The 16,688-nt window shown below is 67.7% G+C and carries 16 protein-coding genes; 8 read left to right on the top strand and 8 right to left on the bottom strand.

What is annotated here, in order from left to right; translation table 11 throughout:
* Positions 1 to 61 precede the first annotated feature (61 nt).
* The 3 genes from OQ789_RS14320 to OQ789_RS14310 are packed head-to-tail and all read left to right on the top strand — an operon-like array spanning position 62 to position 3,111.
* Positions 62 to 889: a uracil-DNA glycosylase gene (locus OQ789_RS14320; protein ID WP_324686595.1), complete on the top strand. Its 828-nt coding sequence runs from the start codon at positions 62 to 64 to the stop codon at positions 887 to 889.
* Positions 890 to 895: 6 nt separating this feature from the next.
* The gene (locus tag OQ789_RS14315; protein WP_324686594.1) at positions 896 to 2,026 is read left to right on the top strand and encodes an FAD-binding protein; all 1,131 of its coding nucleotides are present in this window, start codon (positions 896 to 898) and stop codon (positions 2,024 to 2,026) included.
* A 53-nt stretch (positions 2,027 to 2,079) separates the two neighbouring features.
* Positions 2,080 to 3,111 (top strand): LLM class flavin-dependent oxidoreductase, encoded by a 1,032-nt coding sequence (locus OQ789_RS14310; protein WP_324686593.1) that lies wholly within the window; start codon positions 2,080 to 2,082, stop codon positions 3,109 to 3,111.
* A 27-nt stretch (positions 3,112 to 3,138) separates the two neighbouring features.
* Here the strand turns inward: OQ789_RS14310 and OQ789_RS14305 are convergent, their stop codons facing one another.
* Complete coding sequence (locus tag OQ789_RS14305; RefSeq protein WP_324686592.1) at positions 3,139 to 3,573, bottom strand: HIT family protein; 435 nt, start codon at positions 3,571 to 3,573, stop codon at positions 3,139 to 3,141.
* 76 nt (positions 3,574 to 3,649) lie between these two features.
* Here OQ789_RS14305 and OQ789_RS14300 point away from each other — a divergent pair, with 76 nt between their 5' ends.
* Positions 3,650 to 5,035 (top strand): amidase, encoded by a 1,386-nt coding sequence (locus tag OQ789_RS14300; RefSeq protein ID WP_324686591.1) that lies wholly within the window; start codon positions 3,650 to 3,652, stop codon positions 5,033 to 5,035.
* A 48-nt stretch (positions 5,036 to 5,083) separates the two neighbouring features.
* Here OQ789_RS14300 and OQ789_RS14295 read toward each other — a convergent pair whose 3' ends face one another.
* Complete coding sequence (locus OQ789_RS14295) at positions 5,084 to 5,608, bottom strand: DNA-deoxyinosine glycosylase (protein ID WP_324686590.1); 525 nt, start codon at positions 5,606 to 5,608, stop codon at positions 5,084 to 5,086.
* Positions 5,609 to 5,648: 40 nt separating this feature from the next.
* On the opposite strand from OQ789_RS14295, the gene OQ789_RS14290 reads away from it, so the two are divergent.
* The gene (locus OQ789_RS14290) at positions 5,649 to 6,770 is read left to right on the top strand and encodes an adenylate/guanylate cyclase domain-containing protein (RefSeq protein WP_324686589.1); all 1,122 of its coding nucleotides are present in this window, start codon (positions 5,649 to 5,651) and stop codon (positions 6,768 to 6,770) included.
* Between the two features lie 273 nt (positions 6,771 to 7,043).
* On the top strand, positions 7,044 to 7,643 hold the full coding sequence (locus OQ789_RS14285) for a hypothetical protein (RefSeq protein ID WP_324686588.1): 600 nt from the start codon (positions 7,044 to 7,046) through the stop codon (positions 7,641 to 7,643).
* A gap of 27 nt (positions 7,644 to 7,670) precedes the next feature.
* On the opposite strand, the gene OQ789_RS14280 is transcribed toward OQ789_RS14285, so the two are convergent.
* The 4 genes from OQ789_RS14280 to OQ789_RS14265 form a co-directional block, all read right to left on the bottom strand.
* Positions 7,671 to 9,539, bottom strand: a complete 1,869-nt coding sequence (locus tag OQ789_RS14280; protein WP_324686587.1) for a serine/threonine-protein kinase PknH/PknJ — start codon at positions 9,537 to 9,539, stop codon at positions 7,671 to 7,673.
* A 173-nt stretch (positions 9,540 to 9,712) separates the two neighbouring features.
* Positions 9,713 to 10,855, bottom strand: coding sequence for a BTAD domain-containing putative transcriptional regulator (locus tag OQ789_RS14275; protein ID WP_324686586.1), 1,143 nt, complete (start codon positions 10,853 to 10,855; stop codon positions 9,713 to 9,715).
* Between the two features lie 151 nt (positions 10,856 to 11,006).
* Positions 11,007 to 12,917, bottom strand: coding sequence for an ABC transporter ATP-binding protein (locus tag OQ789_RS14270; RefSeq protein ID WP_324686585.1), 1,911 nt, complete (start codon positions 12,915 to 12,917; stop codon positions 11,007 to 11,009).
* Complete coding sequence (locus OQ789_RS14265) at positions 12,914 to 14,680, bottom strand: ABC transporter ATP-binding protein (RefSeq protein ID WP_324686584.1); 1,767 nt, start codon at positions 14,678 to 14,680, stop codon at positions 12,914 to 12,916. Before OQ789_RS14265 ends, OQ789_RS14270 begins: the two co-directional genes overlap by 4 nt.
* 181 nt (positions 14,681 to 14,861) lie before the next feature.
* Here OQ789_RS14265 and OQ789_RS14260 point away from each other — a divergent pair, with 181 nt between their 5' ends.
* On the top strand, positions 14,862 to 15,419 hold the full coding sequence (locus OQ789_RS14260) for a DUF3558 domain-containing protein (RefSeq protein WP_324686583.1): 558 nt from the start codon (positions 14,862 to 14,864) through the stop codon (positions 15,417 to 15,419).
* A gap of 8 nt (positions 15,420 to 15,427) precedes the next feature.
* Positions 15,428 to 15,985, top strand: a complete 558-nt coding sequence (locus tag OQ789_RS14255; protein ID WP_324686582.1) for a DUF3558 domain-containing protein — start codon at positions 15,428 to 15,430, stop codon at positions 15,983 to 15,985.
* 36 nt (positions 15,986 to 16,021) lie between these two features.
* Here OQ789_RS14255 and OQ789_RS14250 read toward each other — a convergent pair whose 3' ends face one another.
* Positions 16,022 to 16,525 (bottom strand): histidine phosphatase family protein, encoded by a 504-nt coding sequence (locus OQ789_RS14250; RefSeq protein WP_324686581.1) that lies wholly within the window; start codon positions 16,523 to 16,525, stop codon positions 16,022 to 16,024.
* 35 nt (positions 16,526 to 16,560) lie between these two features.
* A partial coding sequence (locus OQ789_RS26010; protein WP_420716119.1) for a hypothetical protein occupies positions 16,561 to 16,688 on the bottom strand: 128 nt, incomplete at its 5' end.

Below are 16,688 nucleotides of genomic sequence, written 5' to 3'. Positions count from 1 at the left end.
GGCAAAATCTAACCGCAATCCGGCGGCGGGAGCCACTGGATTTCGTGGTCCCCACCGGTGCATGCAGGATGTTCATGTGCTCGCCCACCCCCGCACCGGCCAGGCGTTCAGCTCTCCGGTCGGCGCGGGCACCGGCTGGCCGGGCGATCCCGCCACACCCCAGACCGCGGTGGCGGGCGACGCCGCCGCCGTCGGCGAGCGCGCCGCACATGCCGGCTCGATTCCCCAACTCGATGCCCTGGTCAGCGTCTGCCGGGCCTGCCCGCGGCTGGTCAGCTGGCGCGAGGAAGTCGCGGTCGTCAAACGCCGGGCCTTTGCCGACCAACCGTATTGGGGGCGCCCCGTGCCCAGTTGGGGATCGGCGCGGCCCCGACTGTTGATCGTCGGGCTGGCACCCGCGGCACACGGCGCCAACCGCACGGGGCGCATGTTCACCGGCGACCGCTCGGGCGACCAGTTGTACGCGGCGCTGTACCGGGCCGGGCTGGTGAATCAGCCGACCAGCGTCGATGCCGCGGATGGGTTGCGAACCAACAAGGTTCGCATCGTCGCGCCCGTGCGGTGCGCGCCTCCCGCCAACGCCCCCACGCCGGCGGAGCGCGACGCCTGCTGGCCCTGGCTGCAAGCCGAATGGCAGTTGGTGTCCGGCGATGTTCGCGTGGTGGTGGCGCTGGGCGGGTTCGGCTGGCAGATCGCGCTGCGGCTGCCGGGCGCCGCGACGGGGCGCAAGCCCCGCTTCGGTCATGGCGTCGTCGCCGAGCTGGCGCCCGGTGTGCGATTGCTCGGCTGCTACCACCCGAGCCAGCAAAACATGTTCACCGGTAGGTTGACACCAGCAATGCTCGACGACGTCTTCCGTGACGCAAAGGAACTGGCGGGGATCAAGTGACTTCTCATGTCTAGTGTTCTGGTGTCCGGCGCCAGCGTGGCCGGTGCCGCCACGGCCTTTTGGCTTGGACGGCATGGCTTTTCGGTGACGGTGGTCGAGCGCCATCGGGGGCCGAGGCCGGGCGGTCAGGCGATCGACGTGCGCGGGCCCGCGCTGACGGTGCTCGAGCGCATGGGCCTTCTGGGCGCCGCCCAGACACGCAGAACGCAAATCCGCGGCTCCTCGGTCGTCGACCGCGACGGCAACGAATTGTCCCGGGACACCGAGTCGACACCCACCGGTGGGCCCATCGACAGCCCCAACATCGAGCTCCTGCGCGACGACTTGGTCGAATTGCTTTACGGCGCAAGCCAATGGACGGCCGAGTACCTCTTCGACGACACCATCACCGCGGTACACGACGATGGCGCGGCGGTCAGCGTCACCTTCGAGCGCGCCGCCCCGCGCAGTTTCGACCTCGTCATCGGCGCCGACGGTTTGCACTCCAACGTGCGGCGGTTGGTGTTCGGGCCGGAAGAGGATTTCATCGAGAGGCTGGGCACGCACGCAGCGATCTTCACTGTGCCCAACTTCTTGGACCTGGATTATTGGCAGATGTGGCACTACGGCGACGCCACCATGGCTGGCGTCTACAGTGCGCGCAACAACGCCGAGGCGCGGGCCATGGTGGGTTTCATGGACACCGATCTGCGTATCGACTACCGCGACACCGCGGCCCAATTCGCCGAGCTGGAGCGGCGGATGGCCGGCGATGGCTGGGTTCGCCCGCAACTGCTGGAGTACATGCGCAGCGCGCCGGACTTCTACTTCGACGAGATGGCGCAGATCAAGATGGATCGCTGGTCGCGGGGGAGGGTGGCGCTGGTCGGTGACGCCGGATACTGCTGTTCGCCCCTGTCGGGTCAGGGCACCAGTGTCGCGCTGCTTGGCGCTTACCTCCTCGCCGGTGAGCTCAAGGCGGCCGCCGAAGGCGAGAACCTGGACTATGAAGCCGGATTCGCCAACTATCATCGCGAGTTCAGCGATTACGTCAAGCGCAACCAGTGGCTGGTCGTGGACAACATTCCCGGCGGTGCGCCGATACCGCAAGAGGTGTTCGACCGTATCGTCGCCTCGATCACGCTGAAGGACTATTGAGCCGCGTCACGGCCGACGGGAACGTTTGCGGGCCCGCACGCGTTGACGCCATCGTGCGTCTATCCGTCCTCGATCTCATCCCGGTGCGCACCGACCAGACCACCGGCCACGCGCTGGCGGCCACCGTGCAGCTGGCGCAGGCCGCCGACCGGCAGGGTTTCACCCGCTACTGGGTCGCCGAGCACCACAACATGGCTTCGGTGGGTGCCACCAGCCCGCCGGTGGTGATTGCCTACCTGGCCGCGCAGACCTCGCGACTGCGGCTGGGCTCGGGCGGTGTGATGCTGCCCAATCACGCCCCGTTGGCGGTGGCCGAGCAGTTCGCGCTGCTGGAGGCCGCCGCCCCGGGCCGGATCGACCTCGGCATCGGCCGCGCGCCCGGCTCCGATCCGGTGACGTCCTATGCGCTGCGTGGCGGCCAGGGCGATCGCGACATCGAGAACTTCCCGGAATATCTCGACGACGTGGCGGCGCTGATGAGCGCACGCGGCGTTCGGGTTCCGTTGCGCTCGGGCGATTACACGCTCAAGGCCACGCCGGCGGCAGCCGGCGAGCCGCGGCTGTGGCTGCTGGGCTCGTCGATGTATTCGGCGCATCTGGCGGCCGCCAAGGGGTTGCCGTACGTGTTCGCACATCACTTCTCCGGCAACGGAACCGAAGAGGCGCTCGAGGTCTATCGCGCTCGGTTCAGGCCCAGTGGGCTCACGGCAGAGCCGCTGACGTTTTTGACGGTTAACGCCGCGGTAGCCGAAACTCGGTCAGAGGCAACGGCATTGATGTTGCCCAACCTGCAGATGATGGCCCGGCTCCGAACGGGGCAGCCGCTCGGGCCGGTACCGCTGGTCGAGGAGGCGCAAGTGGCCGAGCTGACCGGGCCACAACAGCGGATCGTCGAAAGCGGCCTGCGACGCGCCGTTGTGGGGACGCCGGCGGAGGCCGCCGACCAGATCCGGGAACTGGCTGGCCGGTTCGGCGTCGACGAAGTCATGGTGAACCCGGTGGCCTCGGCCCGCCGCGGCACCGATCCCGCCACCGCGCCCGCGCGGGTGGCCACGCTGGAGCTGCTGGCCAAAGAGCTGTTCTAGGACCAACGAATCTCGTTGCGGCAGAGATTAATCCGGCCGACTGGCGTCGATGCGGGCCAACGCGGTGCGCAGAATCTGGCCGGTCGCCTCCCGGTCGGGATCGCGGCGCAGCAGCAGTCCCTTGGCCACCGACAGCTTGTCGCCGTTGCGGCGGGGCAGGACGTGCAGGTGGATGTGGAACACGGTCTGGAAAGCGGCGCTGCCGTCGTTGACGGCGATGTTGGTCGCATCGGCGAGTTCGGTGCTGCGCGCGGCCCGGGCGATGCGTTGGCCCAGCGTGATCATCCCGGCCAGCGTCTCGGGCGGGGTGTCGGTGAGGTCGGCGCTGTGCCGTTTGGGCACGACCAGGGTGTGGCCGCGGGTGAACGGGCGAATGTCGAGGATGGCCAGGTAGTCGTCGTCTTCGTAGATCCGGATGGCCGGGGCCTCGTCGGCGACGATCGCACAGAACACGCAGGACATGTCGCCCACGGTACTGGTTGCCGCAGGCGGCGGCGCGGGGCCGGTCGGGGGCCGCCCGATCCGATACGCTGCCGCGGTGAGCAATCTCGCCTTCGCCGGCGCGGCGGCACACGCGCGCATGCTGGCCGACGGTGAACTGGCCGCGCCGGAATTGCTCGAGCACTACCTGACGCGGATCGCGCAGTTGGACAGCCAGCTGCGTTGCTACCGCGTGGTGCTCGTCGACGAGGCTCGTCATGAGGCCGCGGTGGCCCAGGCGCGCCTGGACGCCGGCGAGCGGCTACCGCTGCTGGGCGTGCCGATCGCGATCAAAGACGACGTCGACGTCGCGGGCCAGGTGACGACCTTCGGCAGCGGCGGCCACCGGCCCGCCGTCACCTCCGATGCGGAGGTGGTGCGCCGGTTGCGCTCCGCGGGTGCGGTGATCATCGGCAAAACCAATGTGCCCGAGCTGATGATGTTGCCGTTCACGGAGTCGACGACGTTCGGAGCCACCCGTAATCCGTGGAACCTGACCCGCACCCCGGGCGGCAGTAGCGGGGGGAGCGCCGCCGCGGTCGCCGCCGGGTTGGCTTCGCTGGCATTGGGATCCGACGGCGGCGGCTCGATTCGCATCCCCTCGACCTGGTGTGGAGTTTTCGGCCTGAAGCCGCAACGCGACCGCGTGTCACTGGAACCCCACGATGACGCCTGGTACGGGCTGAGCGTCAACGGCCCGATCGCGCGAACGGTGCTCGACGCCGCCGTGTTCCTGGATGCCACGTCGACCGTGCCCGGTCCCGAAGGCGAGTTTGCCTGCGCGGCGGAGCGCAGTCCCGGCCGCTTGCGAATTGCGTTGAGCACCAAGGTTCCAACCCCACAGCCGGTCCGAGTCGGCAAGCCCGAGCTGATGGCGGTCGACCAGGCCGGTGCGTTGCTGCGCGACCTCGGCCACGACGTTGTCAGGGCCGACCCCGAATATCCGATGTCGGCGATGTTCGCCAACTATCTGCCCCGCTATTTGCGCGGCATCTGCGATGACGCGGACGCCCTGGCCCATCCGGAACGGCTGGAACCCCGCACCCGCAAGATTGCCCGCATGGGGTCGTTCTTCTCGGACCAGCGAATGGACGCCATCCGCGCGAACCAGGACGCCGTGATCGCGCGGATTCAGGCGATCTTCGACGACGTCGACGTGGTCATCACACCCGGCACCGCGACGGGCCCGTCGCGCATCGGCGCCTATCAGCGCCGCGGAGCCGTGTCGACGTTGCTGCGGGTGGGGCAATACGTTCCTTATCAGCAGGTTTGGAACCTGACCGGGCAGCCGGCGGCGGTGGTGCCGTGGGGCTTCGACCGCGACGGCCTGCCGATGTCGATCCAGCTGGTCGGCAGGCCCTACGACGAAGCGATGCTGTTGTCGCTGGCGGCGCAGATCGAAGAGGCCCGACCGTGGGCGCACCAGCAGCCACCGGTGTCATAGCGGCCTGGCTTCGCCCGGCTGCGCCGCGCTCGCGATCACACGCGGGGTTTATGGGCGGTGACCCGCTTCGCCCGGCTGCGCCGCGCTCGCGATCACACGCCAGGCCGAGAGCTTGGCGCCCGGCCCCATCACGTGGGCCGGGCTGGTCGACGGCAGGCGCTCACACCGGATCCGATCGGGCGCCCGCACCAGCCTGCGGAACAGGTCGGCGGCCTTGGCGCCGTTGAAGTACACCGCCGTGATGGCGGGACGGCGCGCGAACAGCCGGCCAAATTCGTTGACCACCAGACTGTTGGGCTCGATCGCCGAGTCGGAGCTGCCGACCCGTCGACAGGCGTGCAGCACATCCCAGAGTGCGACGCCATGGGACTGCAGCGCCGCGAGCCGCCTGTCGTACGTCGCGGCGGCAGCGAAGCCGAACAACTCACCGGTGATCGACCAGAACGCATTACGCGGATTGGCGTAGTACTGGCCGGTCGCCAGTGATTGCGCGCTGGGAAACGAGCCCAGGACCAGCGTCCTGGCGCGCTCATCGACGATCGGCGGGAATCCCCGCAACAGCGGTGTGCTCATCGCCTCACATCATGGCTTGCCCGCGTTGTACGTTGGCGACGTGCAGGACGGGGCCGACGACAACATCGACGATCTGCTCGACGGGCTCGAGGGAAGCGCACGCAGCGAACGTGCCGAACTCGTGAACTGGCTGCTGGATCAGGGCGTCACCGCCGAGGAGATCCGCGCGACCAATCCGCCCCTGCTGCTGGCCACCCGCCACCTCATCGGCGACGACGGCAGCTACGTGTCCACCCGTGAAATCAGCGAAACCCACGGCATCGACCTGGATTTGCTGCAACGCGTGCAACGCGCGATCGGCCTGGCCCGGGTCGACGACCCCGACGCGGTTGTGCACATGCGCGCCGACGGTGAATCCGCCGCCTTCGCCCAGCGGTTCGTGGAGGCGGGCCTGGATCCCGAACAGGTGGTCCTGGTGGTTCGGGTGCTCGCCGAAGGCCTTTCGCGGGCGGCTGAAGTCATGCGCTACTCGGCGCTTTCGGCGATCATGCATCCGGGAGCCAGCGAAATCGAAATCGCGAAGGGCTCAAAGGCTTTGGTGTCCGAGATCGCCCCAATGCTCGGCCCGATGATTCAGAACATGCTGTTCATGCAGCTGCGTCACATGATGGAGACCGAAGCGGTCAATGCCGCGGAGCGCGCCGCGGGCAAGCCGCTACCGGGCGCACGTCAGATCACCGTCGCCTTCGCGGACCTGGTCGACTTCACCCGGATCGGCGAGGCGGTATCGCCCGAGGAGCTGGGGCACCTGGCCAACCGGCTGGCCATCCTCGCCCGGGACATGACCGTGCCGCCGGTGCGATTCATCAAGACCATCGGTGACGCGGTGATGTTCGTCTGCCCCGACCCGCTGCCGTTGCTGGACGTCATCGTGAAACTCGTCGAAACCGTCGACACCGACAACGACTTTCCCCGGCTGCGAGCGGGATTGGCGTCCGGCATGGCGGTGAGCCGGGCCGGAGACTGGTTCGGCAGTCCGGTCAACGTGGCGAGCCGTGTCACCAACGTGGCGCGCCCGGGCACCGTGCTGGCCGCGGATTCGGTCTGGGACGTCGTCGGCGACAACGGTCAGTTCTCCGGGTCGTTCGCCGGCGCACGCCGCCTCAAGGGCATCAAGAACGAGGTGAAGCTGTTCCGCGTCCGGCGGGGCGACGGCGACTGACGACCGGGCCAAAGGAGAACACATGGGCAGGCCCGGCGCGACTACTGGGGGCGTCTGACTCCGTCTTATGCGTGTCCTACGCGGCCGGATTCCTACCCCGTGTTCCGGCACTTCGAATTGGTCGCTTCCGGGCCTGCTTCGCTATTGAAAATACGCCGTCGAACAGCCCAGATCAACGGGTTGCCACAGGGAAGCGGGTCGGCCCTCAAGCCGGCCGTTCGCTGCCGGTGAAACGCTATTCCCACCAGGTTGTAACGATGTAATTATGTAATCATGAAACCTCACCACACACATGGGCGGCGGTATGGCCGCCCCGGGGGCTGGCAGCAAGCCCAGCAGCCCGACGCCGGCGACGCCGCGGATTGGTTCGCCGGACGTCTTCCGGATGACTGGTTCGACGGCGACCCGACGGTGATCGTCGACCGCGAAGAAATCACCGTCATCGGCACGCTCCCACAACCGGCGGGCGCGGAAAGGGAAGCCAGCGAGGCCCGCGCGGCCGGGCGGGCCTCGCGATTCCGCGAAGACACGCGGTCGGAGCGAATGCGCATCGCCGACGAGGCGCAGGATCGCTATGGCCGCAAGGTTTCCTGGGGCGTGGAGGTCGCCTCTACATCAGGAAACGAGACGCCAGGCACTGAGCGAATTCTGTTCACCCACATAGCAGTACCGGTCATGACGCGGCTCAAACAACCCGAACGTCAAGTCCTGGACACGCTGGTCGATGCCGGGGTCGCACGCTCGCGGGCCGACGCTCTCGCGTGGTCGGTGAAGCTGGTCGGTGAGCACGCCGATGAGTGGCTGGCCAAGTTGCGCGGCGCGATGTCAGCGGTTGACGACCTGCGCGCAGAGGGTCCCGACCTTCGGTCGTAAACACGGCCTGAGCGCCTCGAGTGGTGGTCAGCCTTCCGGCTTCACGCTGTCGATCTTGGCGACGATCTTGTCGGCGATCTGGCCGCCCTGATCGCTGATGTGGTACCCGCACGCGTTGATGTCGACGACCACGTTGTTGGCCACGCTGAGCGCGCGCTGGCACTCCCAGCCGTCGGCAGCCTCCTGGGTGTCTATCAGCGTGATCCTGGGCGGCTCGCCCTGAACCTGGGCGAACGTCCACCGATAGGTCTTGCTCTTGTTGTTGACCGTCACGGTCTTGCCGGCGCAGCCCTTCCACTTCTCCGCGGAGTTCTCCACGAAGCTCTTGGCCTTGTCGGCGGACGGGAACAGCACCACGGCCTGGTTGACCCAGTGGTCGTAGTTATCGCCCGGCTCGGAGGACACCAGTCCGCTGACCGCCGAGTAGCCGGTGCCGGCGTACACCGGATCCTGGGTGGTGTAGAGCGCGCCCTGGCAATCGGGCGCCGAGACCGTCACCGAGGAGCTGTCCGTCGCCGTGATCGGTTTGCCCGGCTGCATCGATGACGAGCCCATCACCGTGTTGACGTCGGCCGGACCGAGCAGCAGGGCACTGAGGCGTTCGGGCCCAAGCGGGGCGGCCTGGGGTGGTTGCGGCTTCGGTCGAACGGCCAGCCAGATTCCCACCCCGCCCGCGATCACCACGAGCACCACGACGACGGCCGCGATGATCGGCCAGACATTGCGGTGCGCCTTGGGCGGAGGCTGAACCCACGGTGTCGAGCTGCTGAACTGTGGCGGGCCGCCCCAGTTGGCGTTGCCGCCTTGGTAATTGGCGTTGCCGCCTTGGTAATACGGCGGCGCAGGTTGCCCGGCGGTCCACGTCTGAACGCCCGGCGTTGGTATCGGACCGGAACTGGCGGCCGGCGGCGGGTCGAAGGGCGACGGCGGCGGGGTGTTGAAGGTGGGCTGGTACGCCGGTGGCGGCGCCGGAGTGTTGGCCCGCGCACCGTCGATGTCGGTGGTGGGCAGCGCGGATTCCTGGCTGCGGCGCAAAATGGTCGCGGCCCGGTCCTGGTCCGGGTTGCTGAGCGCTTCCCTGGCGGCCAGGGCCAGGTCACCGGCGCTGGCGTAACGGTCTTCGGGCCGCTTGGCCATGCCGCGGGCGATCACCGCGTCGAAGGCCTTGGGGACGCCCGGGCGCTGCTCGCTGGGCGCGGGGACGGGGTCCATCATGTGGGCGGAGACCAGCACCCCGGCGCTGTCGGCACGGTAGGGCGGGGATCCGGTCAGGCACTCGAACAGCACACAGGCAAGTGCGTAGATATCGGCACGGTAGGTGACCTCTGCGTCGGAAAACCGTTCCGGCGCCATGTATTTCCATGTGCCGACCGCGGTGCCGAGCTGTGTGAGCTTCTCGTCGGTGGTGGCGCTGGCGATGCCGAAGTCGACAAGGTAGGCGAAGTCGTCGCGGGTGATCAGAATGTTCTGCGGCTTGACATCGCGGTGCATCACGCCGGCAGCGTGGGCGGCGTCGAGCGCCGAGGCGATCTGGGTAATGATGGCGACCGCGCGGGGCGGGGTCAGCGGGCCGAAGCGCTTGAGCACGCTGTCCAGGTCGGTGCCCTCGACCATACGCATCTCGAGGAACATCTGACCGTCGATCTCGCCGTAGTCGTGCACCGGCACCACGTGCGGTTCCTGCAAACGACCGGCGGTGCGGGCCTCGCGTTTCAATCGTTCGCGAAACACCGGGTCTCTGCTGAAGCTTCCGGAGAGGAGTTTGACCGCGACCGTCCACTCCTTGACGGTGTGCTCGGCCTCGTAGACCTCACCCATCCCACCGCGGCCCAGCAACCGCTTCAGGTGGTAGGGGCCGAACATCGACCCCGCCCGTGAGGACTGCTCGTCACTCATTCCTCATCCTTCCAACCCGCCCTGGCCTGCCGCTCTCGGTGGAGACTTTGCGGACAGGCACATGATCGCAGCCCGTGACTGAGCAATCATGACGGTAAGCGCCCACGCCGTACCACCGCACCATAACGGGAACAATCGCCGCGCGGCTCGGCGCGGTGCGGCCTGCCGGCGTCCTACCGCGCGTCGTCGCCGTTGTCGGCGGCGATCCGGAAGGTGAATTCGCGGTCGCAGATCCGGATGCGGTCGCCGTCGCGCAGCGTCGCGGCCGAACCGATTCGCTGGTCCCGCACGTGCACGCCGTTCGAGGACCGCAGGTCCTCGATGACGTAACCGCTTCCGGTATCGACGATGACGGCGTGGTGGCGGCTGACCTTGGGGGAGTCCAGGACGATGTCGTTGTCGCCGAGCCGCCCGATCGTTGTCGACCGTTGCAGCGGATGGCTACGCCCGGACGTTTCGTGCAGGAAGGCGACCGTCTTGGTGTCGCACGTGTACTGCTCGAGCACGGTGATCGCGACCGCCGCGGTCGTCATCGCATTCTTCTTGGCATCCAGCGGTTCTTGCCGCAGGATCCGGTCGTTGAGGGCCCGCAGGTTCGGGCCTGGGTCGATTCCGAGGTCGTCGGCAAGCGACTTTTGCACGCGGCGGTAGGCCGCCAGCGCCTCGGATTGGCGGTCGGTGAGGTAGTAGGCGGTCATCAATTGGGCCCACAGCTGCTCACGGTAGGGATGCTCGGCCGTCAGGCCCTCCAGTTCCGCGATCACGGTATAGGCGCGTCCGCAGGCGATTTCGGCCTCGGCCTGTGCCGTGTGGGCCAGGATCTTCTCCTCCGCGAGCGACGCGGCGAAGGCGTCGACGAACCGGAAGTCGTCCAGGTCCTCGAGCACCGGGCCGCGCCATTCGGCCAGCGCGGCCGACAGGTGCCGGCCGGCCTGTTCGAAGCGGCCCGCGGCCGCCGCGTGCACACCGGCGGTCTTTTCGGCGATGAAGCGGCCGACATCGCATGCGTCCTCGCCGATGTTGAGCCGATAACCGGGCGGTGCCGCGACCAGAGTCGTCCGCGGGTCGACGCCGGCGCCGGTGAGCAGCCTGCGCAGGTTGGACACGTAGGAGTGAATGCCGGCCCGCGCGCCCGAGGGCGGCGACTCGTCCCACAGCGCGCCGATGAGCCGGTCGACGCCGACCGGGTTGTTGCGGTTGATCAGCAGCATGGCCAGCACCGCCCGCTGTTTGGGCGTGCCCAGCGGCACCAACGCACCGTCAACGCTCATCTGCACCGGCCCGAGCAGACCGAAGGTCAGACGTTGGTCGGCCATCGCGCCTACCAGCCTTTCCGCGTCCGCGGCGTGGGATGCCGTGAGGTCACACTTGTGATTGTGACGTCACATGGGCGGCTTCGTTGACAATCCCGGCAACCCGGCGCGCTCCGCGGCTGAAAAGTGTTCGTACCCAATTGGACCCGTCTGGCTAGGCCTGGGTCATCGCGTAATACGCTCCGCGCCGGGCCAGCAACTCGGTGTGGTTGCCCTGTTCGACAATGCGGCCTGCCTCGACCACCACGATTCGGTCCGCATCGCGGATCGTCGAAAGGCGGTGCGCGATAATGAAACTCGTGCGATCGCGGCGCAGTTCGCGCATCGCGCGCTGGATGAGGGCTTCGGTGCGCGTATCGACCGAGCTGGTGGCCTCGTCGAGGATCAGCAACTGTGGGCGGGCGAGAAAGGCGCGTGCGATGGTGATGAGTTGCTTCTCGCCGGCGCTCACGTTGCCGCCGTCGCCGCTGATCCGGGTCTGGTAGCCGGCCGGCAACGTCCGCACGAAGCGGTCGACGTAGGCGGCTCTGGCGGCGTCGAGGACCTCGTCTTCACCGGCGTCGGGACGTCCGTAGGCGATGTTCTGCGCGATGGTGCCTTCGAACAGCCAGGTGTCCTGCAGCACCATGCCGATTCGCGACCGCAGCGACTGGCGGTCCATCGCGGTGATGTCGACCCCGTCGAGCCGGATCTGGCCGGCGTCGACGTCGTAGAACCGCATCAGCAGGTTCACCAGTGTGGTCTTGCCCGCTCCGGTTGGCCCGACGATCGCCACCGTGCTGCCCGGCTCGGCCACCATCGACAGGTCTTCGATCACCGGTGTGCCCGGCCGGTAGCCGAAGGACACATGGGCGAACTCGACGCGGCCGGCGGGTCGCGGCGCGGTGCCGGCAGGGCCGGGCGGGTTGGCGGGCGCGGGATCCGGCGGCTCCTCGGGTTCGTCGAGCAGCGCGAAAACGCGTTCCGCGCTGGCGGCCCCGGACTGTAGGGTGTTGTACATCCCGGCCAGCTGGCTCAGCGGTGAGTTGAATTGCCGCACATACTGAATGAACGCCTGGATGTTGCCCAGGGTGATATGGCCGGTGGCCACCTGCAGGCCGCCCACCACGGCGACGGCGACGTAACCGAGGTTACCGATGAACGTCGTCGCCGGTGCCACCATCCCGGAGGCGAATTGGGCACCGAAGCTGGCGTGGTAGACGTCGGCGTTGAGGGCGCGGAACTGTTCGCGCGCGGCCGCCTGGTGGCCGAACGTCGTGACCACCGTGAATCCGCTGTAGGTCTCCTCGATGTGCGCGTTGAGGCGTCCGATGCTGCTCCACTGGGCGGCGAACAGCCGCTGTGAGCGTCGCGCGATCGCCCGCGTCGCCAACAACGACAATGGCACCGTCAACACGGTGATCACCACCAGCAGCGGCGAGATGGACAGCATCATCGCCAGCACCGCGACCACGGTCAGAACCGCCGTGAGCAGCTGGCTTATCGTCATCGAGAGCGACGACAGGATGTTGTCGATGTCGTTGGTGACCCGGCTCAGGAGCTCACCACGCTGGCGGCCGTCGAAGTAGGACAACGGCAATCGGTGGATCTTGTCCTCGACATCGGAACGCAGCGCCATCATGGTGCGCTGCACGGTGACGTTGAGTAGCCGGGCCTGCGCCCAAATCAGCAGCGCGGATACGAGATAGAGGGCCAGCGCCAACGCCAGCGTTCGTGCGACCGCCCCGAAATCCACGCCCCGGCCGGGTACCACATTCATCCCGGACAGCAAGTCGGCGAAGGTGTCGGCGCCGCGGCCGCGTTCGGCGGCGACGGCCTGCGCCTTGGTGATTCCAGCGGGGAGCCGGCGCCCGATCACCCCGTCGAACAGCAAATCGGTGGCATGCCCCAGGATCCGCGGAACGATCACCCCGATCGCCGTGCCGGTGAGGCCCAGAGCGATCACCGCGAGGCACAGCCGCCGTTGCGGCGCAAGCTGTTTCACCAGACGGGCGGCCGTGCCCCAGAAGTCACGCGAACCGGTGACGGGGGCGGCCCGAGCGGCCGTGACGGTCGCGCGGGTCACCGCGAGCCTCCGACTCGCCCCGATCGCGCGACGCCGACCGACTGCGAGTCGGCGAATTCGGCGTAGGTGGCACACTCGGCCAGCAGCGATTCGTGTGTGCCCGCGCCCACCAGGTTCCCGTTGTCGATCACGATCACCTGGTCGGCTTTGGCTGTGATCGAAATGCGTTGTGTGACAATGATAACGGTGGCTTGGCCGGAAATCTCCCGCAGCGAGGCGCGGACCCGGGCGTCGGTGCGCGCGTCGAGCGCGGCGAACGAGTCGTCGAACAAGTAGATGGCCGGGCGGCGGATCACCGCCCGCGCGATGGCGAGTCGTTGCCGCTGTCCGCCGGAGAAGTTGCTACCGCCCTGGGCGACGCGCATGTGCAGCCCGTCGTCGTGGGCTCGTACGAAATCGTCTGCGGCGGCCACCCGTAACGCGTCCCACATCTGTTCGTCGGTGACCGTCTGGTGTGGCGCGGCGCCGTACCGCAGGTTGTCGGCGACCGTTCCGGAAAAGAGGTAGCCGCGCTGGGGGACCAGACCGATCGCCGACCACAACCGCTCGGTCCGGTAGTCGCGGACGTCGATGCCGTCGACCGAGACGATGCCGCCCGTCACGTCGTAGAGCCGGCATATCAACGAGACCAGCGTCGACTTCCCCGACCCGGTGCCGCCGACGATGGCGGTGGTGGTTCCGGGCCGCGCGGTCAGTGAAATATTTTGCAGCACTGGCCGATCGGCGCCCGGATAGGTGAATGTCGCGCCGTCCAATCGAACCGTACCGGTGATCTCACCACGTGGGGACCGCGGGTTGGGCGGGTCGGTGACGGCGGGGCGGGTGGTGAGCACCTCGGTGATCCGTTCGGCGCAGACGGAGGCACGGGGCAACACCACCAGCGTCATCGTCGCCATCAGCACCGCCATCAGGATTTGGGTGAAATAGGCCAGGAAGGCGGTCAACGAGCCGACTTGCATCTGGCCTCGGTCGATGCGCAATCCGCCGAACCAGATCAGCGCGACGCTGGACACATTGATGGTCAGCGTGGTCACCGGCAGCATCAACGCTTGCCAGTTGCCCGCGGTCAGCGCGGTCTTCGACAGGGCGGTATTGGCGCGGGCGAAGCGGTCACGCTCGAAGCCTTCCCGGGCGAACGCCCGGACAACCCGCACGCCGGCCAGCTGGTCACGCATCACCCGGTTGATGCCGTCGATCAGGCCTTGCATTCGGCGGAACAGGGGCAGCATGTGTGACATCACCCAGTAGTTGGCCACCGCCATGATCGGCACGCTGACCAGCAGCAGCCACGTCAGCGCGGCCTCCTGGCGGATGGCCATGAAGATCCCGCCAAGGCACATGATCGGTCCCGTCACCAGAACGGTGCCCGTTATCTGAACCAGGTACTGGATCTGCCGCACGTCGTTGGTGCTGCGCGTCAGCAGCGTCGGCGCTCCGAAGTGGGCGGTCTCGCGCTCGGAGAAGGTGGTGACGTGTTCGAATATCGCGGCCCGCAGGTCGCGTCCGAAACCCATACCGGTGCGCGAGCCGAAATAGACCGCCCCGACCGAGCACAACACCTGTAGAGCGGTGACCCCGAGCATCACCATGCCCAGCCGGACGATCGTGGTGGTGTCGCCCTTGGCCACGCCCTCGTCGATGATGGCGGCGTTGACCGTCGGCAGATACAGCGACGCGAGGCTGCTGATCAGCTGCAGCGCCATCAGCACCGCCACCAGCCGTCGGTACGGCGCGATGTACTGGCGCAGCAGTGCCAGGAGCATGGGGTAACTGTCGCATACCGCCCGCCCGGCCGTCCCCGGCGACCGCCGGCGGTCACCGTCGCCACCGCACTTGTTTGCAACCGAAAATTACCTGCTCAGGCGCGTCGGTGGTTGACCCGCTGGGCTGCCGCTACAGTGCATCGTGTGGACCAGCAGCGGGGGCGACGGAAGCAGCGCAGCGGTGCGGCGTAACGCGAGGGCGCTGGCTCTCGCAGCGTCGGCGTTGACGATCCTGGTTCCGGCGGCCGCGGGTTGCTCGGATTCCGGCGACAACAAGCCGGGGGCGACGGCGTCGTCGACGCCGCAGAACGGCCGGGGCAGCCACGGTGCGATGTTCCCGCAGTGCGGGGGCATCAGCGACCAGACCGTAGCGGAGCTCACCAAGGTGACCGGACTGATCAACACCGCGCGCAACTCCGTCGGGTGTCAGTGGCTCGCGGGTGGCGGCATCCTCGGGCCGCACTTCTCGTTCTCCTGGTATCGCGGTAGCCCCATCGGCCGCGAGCGCAAGACCGAGGAACTCTCCCGCGCCAGCGTCGACGACATCAACATCGACGGCCACGGCGGTTTCATCGCCGTCGGCAACGAACCCAACCTGGGTGACTCGCTGTGCGAGGTGGGCATCCAGTTCCAGGACGACTTTATTGAATGGTCAATCAGTTTCAGTCAGAAGCCGTTCCCGCCGCCGTGCGACATCGCGAAGGAACTGGCTCGTCAGTCGATTGCGAACTCGAAATGACGACCTCGATGCCCGCCGGATCGCGCAGAAGGACGGCCCGCATTGTCGCGGCGGTCGTGATCGCGGCGCTGCTGGTGTTGACGGGCTGTTCCCGCTCTATCGGCGGCAACGCGGTCAAGGCGGGTGGCAATGTGCCCCGCAACAACAACTCTCAGCAGCAGTATCCGAATTTGCTCAAGGAGTGCGAAGTCTTGACCAGCGACATTCTGGCCAAGACCGTGGGCGCCGACCCGCTCGACATCCAGAGCACGTTCGTCGGTGCGATCTGTCGCTGGCAGGCTGCCAACCCGGCCGGCCTCATCGACATCACCCGGTTCTGGTTCGAGCAGGGCAGCCTCAGCAACGAGCGCAAGGTCGCCGAATTCCTGAAGTACAAGATCGAGACCCGTTCGATCGCCGGCATCGACTCGATCGTGATGCGTCCCGACGACGCGAACGGCGCGTGCGGCGTGGCCAGCGATGCCGCCGGGGTGGTCGGATGGTGGATCAACCCGCAGGCGCCGGGCATCGACGCGTGCGGACAGGCGATCAAGCTGATGGAGCTGACGCTGGCCACCAACTCGTAGCGGCTCGCCGGCAACGACCAGCTGCGCCGGCCAACGTCAGCGCGGCACCTCGAAGCCGATCAGCGTCGCCGCCCCCAGTTCGAGCTGCTTCCAGGCGCACGGCACGGTGAGTACCGCGATCGCCGACGTCGGAAACTTGACCGAAATTCGTTCGGCCGCAGCGATGTTCGTATCTGCGGTGCCGCTGAGCCCCAGCGCCAGGGTGGACATCGTCGGCTCGTGTCCGATGACGAGCAGCGTGCTGACGTCGTCGCCGGTGTTGTTGATCTCGTCGATCACCGCGCCCGGGGTGGCGGCATAGATGCGCTCGCTGAACCGCGTTGGCGCATCGACACGGGTGCGCAGCAGCGTCTCCCGGGTGCGCGTCGCCGTGGAGCACAGCACGCCGTCGACGGTGGGCGCGTGGGCGCGCAACCAGTCGCCGGCGAGACCGGCCTGCCGAATGCCGCGCGGCGCCAACGGCCGATCATGGTCGGCGACACCGGGCGGGTAGTCGGACTTCGCGTGCCGCATCAACAGCAAGGTGTGCTGATCAGTCACGAGAAGTCAGAGTAGTCAGTGCGGCGGCATGTGTGCTACGCCGCGTGGCCGTCGCCGCCATCGTGTTCGTCGTCGTCTTCGTGGTGGAGGAGTTTTTCGGGGTGGTGGAAGGTGTTGGTGCGGGGTTGGCCGCGCTCGAGGTGCGGGGGTGGGATCCATTCGG

Origin of the sequence: Mycobacterium sp. 94-17, from assembly GCF_035617725.1 — a bacterium.
GTDB lineage: Bacteria > Actinomycetota > Actinomycetes > Mycobacteriales > Mycobacteriaceae > Mycobacterium.
This window is presented reverse-complemented; position numbering and strand designations above follow the sequence as displayed.

Bases quoted from the DNA above. Each gene is read 5' to 3' on its own strand.
- OQ789_RS14320 (WP_324686595.1), top strand. From the start codon at position 62: ATGCAGGATGTTCATGTGCTCGCCCACCCCCGCACCGGCCAGGCGTTC.
- OQ789_RS14315 (WP_324686594.1), top strand. From the start codon at position 896: ATGTCTAGTGTTCTGGTGTCCGGCGCCAGCGTGGCCGGTGCCGCCACG.
- OQ789_RS14305 (WP_324686592.1), bottom strand. From the start codon at position 3,573: ATGTCCTGCGTGTTCTGTGCGATCGTCGCCGACGAGGCCCCGGCCATC.
- OQ789_RS14295 (WP_324686590.1), bottom strand. From the start codon at position 5,608: ATGAGCACACCGCTGTTGCGGGGATTCCCGCCGATCGTCGATGAGCGC.
- OQ789_RS14285 (WP_324686588.1), top strand. From the start codon at position 7,044: ATGAAACCTCACCACACACATGGGCGGCGGTATGGCCGCCCCGGGGGC.
- OQ789_RS14280 (WP_324686587.1), bottom strand. From the start codon at position 9,539: ATGAGTGACGAGCAGTCCTCACGGGCGGGGTCGATGTTCGGCCCCTAC.
- OQ789_RS14275 (WP_324686586.1), bottom strand. From the start codon at position 10,855: ATGGCCGACCAACGTCTGACCTTCGGTCTGCTCGGGCCGGTGCAGATG.
- OQ789_RS14265 (WP_324686584.1), bottom strand. From the start codon at position 14,680: ATGCTCCTGGCACTGCTGCGCCAGTACATCGCGCCGTACCGACGGCTG.
- OQ789_RS14255 (WP_324686582.1), top strand. From the start codon at position 15,428: ATGCCCGCCGGATCGCGCAGAAGGACGGCCCGCATTGTCGCGGCGGTC.